General features: G+C 72.8%; 8 protein-coding genes. 2 read left to right on the plus strand and 6 right to left on the minus strand.

The features are described from left to right. Window positions 1-41 precede the first annotated feature (41 nt). The 4 genes from ACFVZW_RS35270 to ACFVZW_RS35285 form a co-directional block, all read right to left on the minus strand. Window positions 42-818 (minus strand): L,D-transpeptidase family protein, encoded by a 777-nt coding sequence (locus tag ACFVZW_RS35270; protein ID WP_384530389.1) that lies wholly within the window; start codon window positions 816-818, stop codon window positions 42-44. Between the two features lie 161 nt (window positions 819-979). Continuing rightward, on the minus strand, window positions 980-1,324 hold the full coding sequence (locus ACFVZW_RS35275) for a hypothetical protein (RefSeq protein WP_384530392.1): 345 nt from the start codon (window positions 1,322-1,324) through the stop codon (window positions 980-982). 100 nt (window positions 1,325-1,424) lie between these two features. Next, window positions 1,425-2,936 carry a carboxylesterase/lipase family protein gene (locus tag ACFVZW_RS35280; RefSeq protein WP_384530395.1) on the minus strand — a complete coding sequence of 504 codons (1,512 nt, stop codon included), beginning with the start codon at window positions 2,934-2,936 and terminating at the stop codon, window positions 1,425-1,427. Window positions 2,937-3,029: 93 nt separating this feature from the next. Further along, on the minus strand, window positions 3,030-5,861 hold the full coding sequence (locus tag ACFVZW_RS35285; protein WP_384530398.1) for a SpoIIE family protein phosphatase: 2,832 nt from the start codon (window positions 5,859-5,861) through the stop codon (window positions 3,030-3,032). Window positions 5,862-6,031: 170 nt separating this feature from the next. On the opposite strand from ACFVZW_RS35285, the gene ACFVZW_RS35290 reads away from it, so the two are divergent. Continuing rightward, complete coding sequence (locus tag ACFVZW_RS35290) at window positions 6,032-7,396, plus strand: NAD(P)/FAD-dependent oxidoreductase (RefSeq protein ID WP_384530401.1); 1,365 nt, start codon at window positions 6,032-6,034, stop codon at window positions 7,394-7,396. Here ACFVZW_RS35290 and ACFVZW_RS35295 read toward each other — a convergent pair. Together ACFVZW_RS35295 and ACFVZW_RS35300 are read right to left on the minus strand one after the other, a co-directional pair. After that, window positions 7,344-8,549: a Cmx/CmrA family chloramphenicol efflux MFS transporter gene (locus ACFVZW_RS35295; RefSeq protein WP_384530404.1), complete on the minus strand. Its 1,206-nt coding sequence runs from the start codon at window positions 8,547-8,549 to the stop codon at window positions 7,344-7,346. The two genes, ACFVZW_RS35290 and ACFVZW_RS35295, sit on opposite strands and share 53 nt — an antisense overlap. 328 nt (window positions 8,550-8,877) lie before the next feature. Then, the gene (locus ACFVZW_RS35300; protein WP_384530407.1) at window positions 8,878-9,966 is read right to left on the minus strand and encodes a magnesium and cobalt transport protein CorA; all 1,089 of its coding nucleotides are present in this window, start codon (window positions 9,964-9,966) and stop codon (window positions 8,878-8,880) included. A gap of 175 nt (window positions 9,967-10,141) precedes the next feature. Here ACFVZW_RS35300 and ACFVZW_RS35305 point away from each other — a divergent pair, with 175 nt between their 5' ends. Continuing rightward, entirely contained in the window at window positions 10,142-11,506 is a 1,365-nt protein-coding gene (locus ACFVZW_RS35305) for a serine hydrolase domain-containing protein (RefSeq protein WP_384530410.1), read from the plus strand. Window positions 11,507-11,550: the final 44 nt, after the last annotated feature.

Genomic DNA, 11,550 nt, shown 5'->3' on the forward strand with positions numbered 1-11,550 from the left:
CCTGTCAGCGCGCGGCGCCGCCTGTCAGCCCCCTCTTCGGATCACCGCGCGATCTCGTCCGCGGGACCCATGACGATCACCGGTTCCTTGGCCGGGTCCAGCTGGCGCAGCAGCTGTCGCATGACGTCGGCCGGCAGGGAGATGCAGCCCTGGGTGGGGCCGCCGTGGTCGACATGGATCCACACGCCCCCGCCGCGCTCCTCGCCGAGCGGGCGTTCCTTGTCCAGCGGGGTCGTTCCGGAGAGGCGGTTGTAGTCGATGGCGACCACGTAGTCGAACGACCCTTCCAGAGGTTCGCCGAGGAACCCGGTGCCAGGCGAGACGAACTGCTCGTCCTGGTCGTACGGCAGCAGCGCTCCGGGGTCCGGCATCAGACCGCCCGCGTCACCGAGGGTGAAGACACCGATGGGGGTGCGCAGATCGCCGACCGTGTGGTCGTTCGTCCAGCCGCGCAGCGCGTTGTGCGCGGTCCAGGGACCGCCGGCGCGCTGCCACCGCTTGGCCCCGTCCCGCTCGTAGAGCACCGCCTTGGACACGTTGGTGTTCCGGGTCTCTCCCGTGACGACGAACACCTGGCGCGTGCCGTCCGGAATTCTCGTTCGGGTGGCGGGGCCGAGACCGGGAGGGGCGGCGGGCCGGGCCGCGGGCGCGGCGGGCCGGGGCGCGGCGGCCCCGGAGCCCGCGTTCTTGGCGGCGGCGCGGGGCGGGGCCGGTGGCGTGGCTTCCTCGGGTGACACCGTCATGTAGCCGACTACGGCGACTGTCGCACACAGGGCGGCGGTCAGCCCACGGCCGGGGCGTACCTTCCTGACAGGCATGGGGCGGCATCCTCCGACGCTCGGAAACGGCAATGCGGCGATGTGTACCCGGTCCGTGCATGTCTCTGTCGGAAGAGCGGATTACTCACCCGACCGGTGCAGAGCCGGCGGATCACCGAAGTCGTCTCCGAACAACCGTCAGAGGAGTTCATGATCCGGTGTCAGGCGGTCGCGGCGGGGGTCTCGTCGAGTTCCCAGGCGTGGCGCTTGAACTCGCGGACGAAGTCGGGGTGGTCCTCCCAATTGCGGGCGACTCCCCGCAGGACGTCCCAGTTGTGCTCCAGGGCCTGGTCGATGATGTTCCGCATCGTCGGGTCGGCCGCCGCCCGCTGCTCGGCGAGGCCCTTGACGGCGGCCGCTGCCTTCACGGTGCCGAGGAGGGCCCGCAGGGCGCGGGAGGTGTCGTCCATGCCGAATCCGTGGTCGCTGCCGTTCTCGGGGTCGAACAGCGGCCGGAGACGGTCCTCGATGAACGCGGTGATCCGCTCGAAGTGCTGGACGTCCATCGGATTCTCCCTCTCGCCGCTCCACCAGGGGCCGGCCTGTTCGCATGCTTCTGTCGTCCGCGCGGTGCTTCCTCCGCGCCCTGTGATTATCGCGCGTCCCCTACGGAAGCGACGGCGGGGCCATCCGTACGTCGTGCCACAGGGCGTGCGCGGCGCTCGCGCCCTCGGTGCGGTCGTCGGGCACGTCCCAGACGTGGACGACGGGTGCGGCGGCGTCGGCGAGCGGCGCCCACCCGGGGTCTCCGGTGGCCGCGAAGGCGGCCCAGGCGTCGACCATCCGTCGGGACAGCGCACGGTCGTCGGCGTCGGCGGGGCCGCCGGTCAGGAAGTCGACGCCCGTGGCGTCCAGGGTGCCGAGGGCGAAGGGCACGTCGGCCGCGTGCCAGGCGCGCACCGGGCTGCCGTCGGAACGGATACGACGGCGGTCGAAGCGGGACAGGAACGTGCGGCCGCCCGCGCGGGCGTGGGCCTCGGCGAGGCGGACGGTGGGCAGGGTGAAGACCGCGTCGCCCGCGAGGGCGAGGTAGACGTCGAGCACGGGTGCGCCGGGCATGAGGGCGCGGTAGGCGGCGACGAGGTCCGGGGGAAGGCCGTAGTCGGCGGCGAACCGGTCGAGGCCGTCGTCCGTCGTGACCGGCGGCATGCTGCCCACCTGGCGCATCAGCCAGTACTCCTCGGTGGTGTGGCAGACGAGGAGGTCGACGGGGCGGTGCGCGCCCTCGGCGGTCGGGGCCTCGACCGGGTCCCGGCTCAGCAGCTCGCCGTCGAGGACGGGGCCGTAGAGGACGGTGTCGTAGTGGAGGAAGCCGGAGTCGGGGTCACCGGCGTACCGTGCCACCACCCGGTCCGAGGCTTCGACGAGGGCCTGCGGGGTCGCGGACAGCAGGCCGTCGGCGGTGGGGGCGACACCCGCGGCCTCGGCCACCTCTCGGGCCAGGCGCGCGGCGAGCGCCGGCGGGAAGAACGCGTCGGGGACGCTGTGGGTGACGGCGCGGTGGAAGAGTCCGTCGGCCCGCGCGCTGCTCATCAGACAGGCGATCGAGCCGCCGCCGGCGGACTGGCCCGCCACCGTGACGTTCTCCGGGTCGCCGCCGAAGGCGGAGATGTTGTCGCGCACCCACTCGAGCGCGGCAATCTGGTCGAGCAGTCCCCGGTTGTCGGGGAAGCCGGGGACATGGCCGAACCCCTCGAATCCGAGGCGGTAGTTGCACGTCACCACGGTGAGTCCGGCGCATGCGAGGGCCGTCCCGTCGTAGTCGGGCTGGGCGGAGGAGCCGAAGGTGTAGGCGCCGCCGTGGATCCAGAAGAGCACGGGCCGGGGCTGCGAGGTGTCCGCCGTGGACCAGATGTTGAGGGTGAGGACGTCCTCCAGGTCAGCGCGCCAGACGGGGGCGCCGGGCAGCTCCGCCGACTGCGGTGCCACCGGCCCGAAGCGGGTGCGGTCCCGTACTCCGTCCCAGGACCGGGCGGGCATCGGCGCCCGGAAGCGGCCGGCGCCGAACGGCGGTGCGGCGTACGGGATGCCCAGGGTGACGCGCAGCCCGTCGACGACCGTGCCCCGCACCGTTCCCTGCTTCGTCACCACGATGTCCTCGGCGGCATGCGCACGCACAGGCGGAACTCCCCCTCATGTCCGTCGCCGCCGGTGTCTCCGTGCGGCAGGACACCCTCGCACGGGGCCGGGGACCGGGCAATCGGATAAAGATCATTCCGTGGCCGTGGCGTCCGGCCCGGCGGCATCGCGATCCAGGGGCTGTTCGGCCCAGATCACCTTGCCCTCCGCCGTGTAGCGGGTTCCCCAGCGCCGGGTGAACTGGGAGATCAGGAAGAGGCCGCGGCCGCCCTCGTCGGTGGTGCGCGCGTGGCGCAGATGGGGGGAGGTACTGCTCGCGTCGAAGACCTCGCAGATCAGGGTGCGTTCGAGGATGAGACGCAGCCGGATCGGTCCCGAGGCATGCCGGATGGCGTTGGTGACCAGTTCGCTGACGACGAGTTCGGTGGTGAAGGCGAGCTCCTCCAGCCCCCACGACGCCAGCCGGCGTGCGGCCATCACCCGGGCGCGGGCCACGACGGCCGGGTCCGCGGGCAGGTCCCATACCGCGACCTGTCCGGCCGCCAGGCTGCGGGTCCTGACCAGGAGCAGGGCCGCGTCGTCGGTGTAGGGCCTGCTGGGGGCCAGTTCGTCGACGACGCTGCGGCAGAGCTCGTCGAGCGGCAGGTCCCGTGTCCGCAGGACGCGGCCCAGTCCTTCCTTGCCCGCACCGGGCACGGCGATGAGGCCCTCGGTGTAGAAGGCCAGCACGGTGCCCTCCTCCAGGGGAACTTCGACGGACTCGAAGGGCAGTCCGCCGATGCCCAGAGCCGGGCCGGGCGGCAGTTCGGGGAACGCGACGGTTCCGTCCGGGGCGACGACTGCGGGCGCGAGGTGGCCGGCGCTCGCGAGGTCGCAGCGCAGACTGACGGGGTCGTAGACCGCGTACAGACAACTGGTGCCGACGGCCCCGGGGTTGGCCTCGCCGCCGAAGCCGGCCTCCCGCCCCTCCCGTGTCGCCTGGAGGACGAGGTCGTCCAGGTGGGCCAGGAGTTCCTCGGGCGACAGGTCGAGGTCCGCGAGGGTCCGTACGGCGGTACGGAGCTGGCCCATGGTCGCGGCGGCCTCGATGCCGTGCCCGGGCACCTCGCCGACGACGAGGGCGACGCGGGCTCCCGACAGGGGGATCACGTCGAACCAGTCGCCGCCGAGGCCGGAGAGTTCGTCCGCGGGACGGTAGAAGGAGGCGGCGTCGACGGCTTCCTGCTGCGGCACGCCGTGCGGCAGGAGGCTGCGCTGGAGGACGAGCGCGGCGGCCCGCTCGCGCGCGTAGCGGCGGGCGTTGTCCAGGCAGACGGCGGCGCGGGCGACGATCTCTTCCGCGAGCCGCAGGTCGTCCTCGTCGAACGCCTCGTCCCGCCGGGTGCGGAAGAACGTGGCCACGCCGAGGGTGACGCCCCGGGCCAGGATCGGCACGACCATGGCGGTGTGCGCCACGGGGTCGGTGGAGGGCCACCCCACGGAGTCGGCGGTCGATCGCGTGGCGGGCCGGGAGGCCGGTGGTGTGGCGGGTTCGCCGGTCGGCTGTGTGACGGACTCGGCGCTTGGCCGCGTGGCGGGTTCGCCGGTCGGCCGCGTGGCGGGTTCGGCGGTCGGTCCTGTCGTGGATTCGGCGGATGGGGGCGGTGCGGGCTCGACGGATGAGGGCTGTACGGGCTCGACGGATGAGGGCTGTACGGGGCCGGCCGAAGTGGGCTGTGCGGGCTCGGCGGATGCGGACCGTGCGGGGCCGGCCGAAGTGGGCTGTGCGGGCTCGGCCGCCACGGCCTGCCGCTCGGGGCCCGTAGCCGTGATCGATCCCGTACCGTCGCCGCGTGCCGGGCCCCTGGCCGGGAGTGCCGACTCCCTGTCGGCGGCGTCGAGTCGGGCGGTGAGCCAGGACCGGCCGTGGGCCAGGCAGCCGATCTGGGGGGACGACGGCAGATAGGCGCTCTCCTCCCCCGGCTCCACCACCGCCTCGGACACGCCCGCGCGCACCGTCTGGACCCCCGCGCGCACCAGCCGCACCCCGGTGGTCCCGGCGGTCGGCCCGGGGGACGGCTCGGCGCCCCGGATGACGGAGTCCAGCAGGTCGACGGCGACGAAGTCGGCGAGGCCGGGCACCGCCACATCGGAGAGGTCCTGGGCGGTCCCCATGACGTCCAGGCTGCGGCCGATGCGTTCGCTCGCCAGTGCCATCAGGGCGAGCCGGAGGCGCGCGCGGTAGCGGTCGGTGATGTCGACGACCGCGTAGCAGACCCCGAGGGGGCGGCCGTCGTCGTCCTCGAGCCGGATGAACGACATGGCATGGGCGTGGTCCCGGCCGGGAGCGGCCCGGGTGCGGCCCACGTGTTCGTACCCCGTGACCGGGTCGCCGGTCTCGAGGACCTGGCGCATCTTCGACTCGAGGAGCTCCGCGTTGAGGCCGGGCTGGATCTCCGCGAGCCGTCGGCCGCGGCGCTCGTCGGCGCGGCCTCCGCCGAAGTGCTCCAGCGCGGTGTTGGACCATACGCAGCGCAGCTCGGTGTCGACCAGGGCGAGCCCGACGGGGGCCTCGGTGACCATCCGTTCCAGCAGGGCGGGCCCCATGGTCCACTGGCGGGACCGTGCCGCTCCGGCGGCCACGGCCAGCCAGCGTGCCGGTGTCGCGTCCTCGGGCAGGGGCAGCAGGGTGACGTCGACGGCGATGTCACGGCCGTCACGGTGACGTGCCAGGAGGACGCCCGACCAGCCGCCGTCCGTCGTGCAGCTCTCCACGATGGCGGGCAGACGCGCGACCTCGTCCGGGGTGAGCAGGGACTCGACGTGCCGGCCGCGCAACTCCTCGGGCGAGTGGCCCAGGAGCCGCTCGGCGGCGTGCGGGCGGCCGATGACGACCCCGCCCCCGTCGAAGAGGAGGACGACGGAGTCCGTGACGCCGAACGCCGTCGCCTGCCCGGTGGTGTCTGTGTCCTCGGGTCTCCCCACGGCCGTCGGCTCCGTTCTCGGCTCCCACCCTGTTTTTCCCTTTTATCACACTGTGCGCTCTTCCTTCCGGGTGCTGCGCGGGCGTCACCCCTTCGGCGGACGGGGCGGGTTCCCGAGCGGCCGGAGAGGTTAGTCAGCACTCAAGGACCGACGACCCGGGAGGCGGGCACGTGACTCGACCGAAGATCCTCGTGGTGGGCGCCGGCTTCGCCGGGGTCGCCTGCGTGCGTCGACTCGAGCGGCGGCTGACCGCGAGGGAGGCGCAGATCTCGCTGCTCACGCCGTTCTCGTACCAGCTGTATCTGCCCCTGCTCCCCCAGGTGGCGGCCGGGGTCCTGACGCCTCAGTCGGTGGCGCTGTCACTGCGGCGGAGCGAGCGGCACCGGACGCGGATCATTCCGGGCGGCGCCGTCGGTGTGGACACGGCGGCGAAGGTCTGTGTCGTCCGGACGATCACGGGCGAGCTCGTGAACGAGACGTACGACCATCTGGTGCTGACGCCCGGCAGCGTGACGCGCACCTTCGACATCCCCGGTCTGAGCGAGCATGCGCAGGGGATGAAGACGCTCGCCGAGGCGGTGTACATCCGCGACCACGTCATCGCCCAGCTCGATCTCGCCGACGCGGGCCAGGACGAGGCCGAGCGGGCCGCACGGCTGCGGTTCGTGGTGGTGGGCGGCGGATACGCGGGTACGGAGACGGCCGCCTGTCTGCAGCGCCTCACGCACAACGCCGTCAAGCGGTATCCGCGCCTCGACCCGAAGCTCATCAAGTGGCATCTGGTGGACCTGGCCCCCAAACTCATGCCCGAGCTCGGCGACAGGCTCGGCGGCGCGGCGCTGGAGATCCTGCGCCGGCGCGGGATCGAGGTCTCGCTCGGCGTCTCGGTCTCCTCCGTGGACGACGACGCGGTGACGCTCACCGACGGCCGGGTGCTGCCGAGCCGGACGCTGATCTGGACCGCCGGGGTGGCCGCCAGCCCGCTGATCGGCACGCTGGGCGCGGAGACGCTGCGGGGTCGCCTCGTGGTGACGCCGGACATGGTCGTGCCCGGCCTGGACGGGGTGCACGCCCTGGGCGACGCCGCGGCCGTGCCGGACCTGGCCAAGAACGAGGACGGGGCGATCTGTCCGCCGACCGCGCAGCACGCCCATCGACAGGGCAAGCAGGTCGCCGACAACATCGTGGCGACCCTGCGGGGGGAGCCGACGTACCCGTACTTCCACCGGGATCTCGGCCTGGTGGTGGATCTGGGCGGGCGGGACGCGGTCTCGAAGCCGCTCGGCGTGGAGCTGCACGGTACGCCGGCGCAGGCGGTCGCCCGCGCGTACCACTGGGCCGCGCTGCGGACCCAGGTGGCCAAGGCGCGCGTGATGACGAACTGGCTGCTCAACGCCGTGGCCGGCGACGACTTCGTCCGTACGGGGTTCCTGGCGTCCCGGTCCGGAACCCTGGCCGACTTCGAGTACACCGACGCCTACCTCACCCCTGAACAGGTCCGGGAGCACACCTCGGCTCTGCGCGCTCAAGGCTGAGGCCGCGGCGCCGCCGGCCCGGGCGGGCCCCAGCGGCCACCGTGAGCGCGAGGGCCGTGAGGAGCGCGCTCGCCCAGAGGGGCGCGCGGTAGCCGAGGCCGGCATCGATCACGGCGCCGCCGAGCCAAGGACCCACCGCGGCGCCCACGTTGAGCGCGGCCACGGCGAACGCCCCGGACAGGGTGGGCGCCCCGGCGGCCGCGTGGAGCGCCCGCGCGATCAGCGTGGAGCCGAGGGCGAACGACAGGGCGCCCAGGCCGAGGACCAGCGCGATCGTCGGAGCGGCGCTCCCGGCGGTCAGCGCGAACACGCTCCAGCCGGCCGTCGCGGCCACGGCGCAGCCGGCGAGCAGCCCCGTCGGGTGCGCATCGGTGAACCGGCCGGCGAGCACGACCCCGGCGAAGGAGCCGACACCGAACAGGGCGAGCAGGGCGGGGACCCAGGCGGGGGCGAGTCCGGTGACGCCGGTGACGACAGGGGCGAGGTAGGTGAACCCGCAGAACATGGCGCCGTTGGCGAGGGCGCAGATCAACAACGTCACCAGCAGCCGAGGGCTGCGCAGGGCCCGCAGTTCGGCGGACGCGCCGAAGCGGGCGGAGGAGTCGGCCCCGCCGGCCGGGACCGAGCGGACGATCGCGGCGAGCGCCGGTGCGGAGAGCAGAGCCACGGCCCAGAACGCCGTACGCCATCCCCACAGTTGACCGAGCAGCGCGCCACCGGGGACGCCCACGACACAGGCGAGCGTGGTCCCGCCGAGCAGGACGGAGGTCGCTCGCCCCCGGGACTCGGGCCCGACCATGGATGTGGCCGCCACGAGCGCCACCGCGAGGAATCCCGCGTTGGCCAGGGCTCCGATCACGCGGGTGGCGAGGAGGACGCCGAAGTGCGGTGTGAGGGCGCCGAGGACATGGACGAGCAGGAAGGTGCCGAGGAGGACGGCCAGCGCGTTCCGCCGCGGCCAGCGCCGGGCCAGGAGGGCCGTCAGGGGCGCTCCCACGATCATTCCGACCGCGAACGCGGAGGTCAGCGAGCCCGCGGCCGGGATCGAGACATCGAGGTCGGCGGCGATGTCCGGCAGCAGGCCGGAGAGCATGAACTCGGACGTGCCCTGGGCGAAGACGGCCAGTCCGAGCAGGTAGAGAGCGAAGGGCATCGAGAGACTCCACAACCGAGCAGCAGCGTGAGCCGTACCCGTCGCCGGATGGCGGGGATACGGCGGGCAGGCGCGATCACCGCGCGCAGAGGACGGGAGAGCCGCTGCGGGGACGGCCGTCTCCCACGGCGCCGGTCCGATGGGCCGCGGTCACGCTCCCGCCCAGCACGGGCACGGCCTCAGGGGCCGGGGTGCTTCAGCGGGAGGACACGGGGAGCCACCGGAGGGCCGGTGGCCGGAGTCTGTCCGACTCGGGGCTCGACATGGCGCCACCGTACGCAACCCGGCCGCGCACGGTCCACTCGGTTTCGGCCGCGGCGCCGGTGGGTCAGAGCCAGCCGTTGCGGCGGAAGCTGCGGTGGAGGAGGACGCAGGCGGTGGCCATCGCGGCGACGACGATGGGATAGCCGTAGGTCCAGCGGAGTTCCGGCATGTGATCGAAGTTCATTCCGTACACCCCGCAGACCATCGTCGGGACGGCGATGATCGCCGCCCATGCCGTGATCTTGCGCATGTCCTCGTTCTGGGCGACGGTCACCTGCGCCAGATGCGCCTGGAGGATCGAGTCGAGCAGGGCGTCGAAGGACGTGATCTGTTCCGTGACCCGGGAGAGGTGGTCGGCGACGTCACGGAAGTACGGCTGTATGTCCGGGCCGACGAGTGCCAGCGGCTGCGCCGCGAGGGTCTGCAGCGGGCGGTCGAGAGGGGTCACCGCCCGCTTGAGTTCGAGCAGTTCCCGCTTCAGCTGGTAGACGCGACCGGCGTCGCCGCGGGACGACTGCTCGCTGAAGACGGCCGTCTCGACCGCGTCGATGTCGTTCTGCACAGCGTCGGCGACCGCGAGGTAGTCGTCCACCACGTGGTCGGCGATGGCATGCAGGACGGCCGCGGGCCCCTTGGCGAGCTGTTCGGGCTCCGCCTCCAGCGCCTCGCGCAGCGGGCCGAGCGAGCCGTGCATGCCGTGCCGGACGGTGATGACGAAGTCGGAACCGGTGAAGACCATGAGCTCGCCCGTGTCGACGACCTCGCTGGTGGCGGTGAGCTCCTCGTGCTCCACGTAGCGGACCGTCTTGAAGACGGCGAAGAGCGTCTGGTCGTACCGCTCCACCTTCGGCCGCTGATGGGCGTGTACGGCGTCCTCGACGGCCAACGGATGCAGCCCGAAGAGCTCGGCGAGTCCGGCGAACTCCTCGACGGACGGCTCGTGCAGCCCGATCCAGACGAACCCGTCGCCGGACTTGCGTACCCGCCGGACCGCCTCTTCCGCGGGGCAGGGACCCCGCTGCCGCGCCCCGTCCTCGTACACCACGCAGTTGACGACAGCGGTCCCCAGCGGTGAGCGTGCCGGGTGGCTGAGGTCGACGGTGCGGCGGTAGGCGCGGCGGACGGTGCGCCGGAGGTTGCGGATGATGGGCACGTGGGGCTCCTCAGGACGATCAGCGGTCAGTGTGCCATCCACCGACCGTGAGCGGGACTCCTGACAAATGTCACAGGGTTCCTGTGCACAAGATCCTCCCGAGGGTGGAGGGCGGGCCGGGCGGCCGAGACGAGGATGAATCCACCGCATTCAACGAGGGAAGCAGGATCCACCCATGTCTTCGTCCCGCAGGGCCCGACTTTCGTCCGTCGCCGCGGCCACCCTGATAGCACTCTCCGCCTCGGCGTTACCGGCACAGGCCGTCGCCGCCGAGCCCGGCTCGCCCACGGCCGCGTCCCCCGCCGCGGCCGCCCTCACCGGCCACGGCCTCGACCGCGCGGCGCTCCGCGGCTCGCTCGAAGCCTTCCACAAAGCGGGGATGTACGGCGCCTATTCGGCGGTCCGCGACGGTTCCGCGCAGTGGCGGGGAGCCACCGGCTTCGCCGACGTCGACACCCGTCGCCCCGCGCGGCCGGACTTCGAGCACCGGGTCGGCAGCATCACCAAGACCTTCACGGCCGTCGCCGTCCTTCAGCAGGTCGGCGCCGGACGCATCGACCTGGACGCTCCCGTCGGCCGCTACCTTCCCGACGTCGTGCCCGGCGAGCGAGGCCGACAGGTGACCGTACGGATGCTGCTCAACCACACCAGCGGCATCGCCGACTACGTCCTGCCCGCCTTCCCCGGCATCCTCGAGAACCCCGGCAAGACCCTCGACGAGAACCGGCTGCGTCGGATGGCCCCCGAGGAACTCGCCCGCCTGGGCCTTGCGGCCCCGCCCGTCGTGCAGCCCGGGAAGCACTCGTACTCCAACACCAACTACATCCTGGCGGGGATGATCCTGGAGCGCGTCACGGGCCAGAAGGCAGAGGCGTACATCACCAGGAACGTCATCCGCAAGGCCGGCCTGCGGCACACGTACTTCCCGCGATCGGCGTCCATCCAGGGCCCGCACGCCAGGATGTACGAGTCGTTCTTCGGCCTGATCGACCCGCCCCGCGACTACAGCGTCTACGACATGTCGTGGGCCGGGACGGCCGGCGCCCTTGTCTCGACGACGGGCGACCTCAACGACTTCTACCGCGCACTGCTGAAGGGGCGGCTCCTCGGTGCGGCGGAGCTGCGCGCGATGAAGACCACCGTCCCGGCCTACGAGACGGAGGCGGGCGAAGAGCCGAGGATGCGCTACGGCCTGGGGATCTACACCCTGAAGATGCAAAGCGGCGGCTGGTACTGGGGGCATGACGGGGGCGTCTTCGGCGCCGGTACCTGGGCCCTGTCCACCGAGGACGGCCGTCGCCAGGTCGCCATCGGCTACAACCTGATGAAGTACCAGCGCTTCGACGAGCAGGGCCGTCCGCTTCCGGACCCCGTCACCGACGCGCTGTACGCCCACGTCGACGGGGCCCTGTCCGGCTCTCCCTCACCCGCCCGCGGTGATGCTCCCGCGTCCGCCCGTGGTGTGGCGCCGCAGCGTGCCGAGGCGCTGCCCGGCCTGCCGATCGGCCCGGACGCGATGCACCAGGCGTCCCTCCGGTAGGCGTGCTCCTTCCGAGAGTCGCGGGGGGGGGGGGGGGGGGGCGC

It is taken from the genome of Streptomyces sp. NPDC059567 (genome assembly GCF_042735655.1).
GTDB lineage: Bacteria > Actinomycetota > Actinomycetes > Streptomycetales > Streptomycetaceae > Streptomyces.

Coding starts and splice junctions, on each gene's coding strand:
- ACFVZW_RS35270 (WP_384530389.1), bottom strand. CDS start 818: ATGCCTGTCAGGAAGGTACGCCCCGGCCGTGGGCTGACCGCCGCCCTG.
- ACFVZW_RS35275 (WP_384530392.1), bottom strand. CDS start 1,324: ATGGACGTCCAGCACTTCGAGCGGATCACCGCGTTCATCGAGGACCGT.
- ACFVZW_RS35295 (WP_384530404.1), bottom strand. CDS start 8,549: ATGCCCTTCGCTCTCTACCTGCTCGGACTGGCCGTCTTCGCCCAGGGC.
- ACFVZW_RS35305 (WP_384530410.1), top strand. CDS start 10,142: ATGTCTTCGTCCCGCAGGGCCCGACTTTCGTCCGTCGCCGCGGCCACC.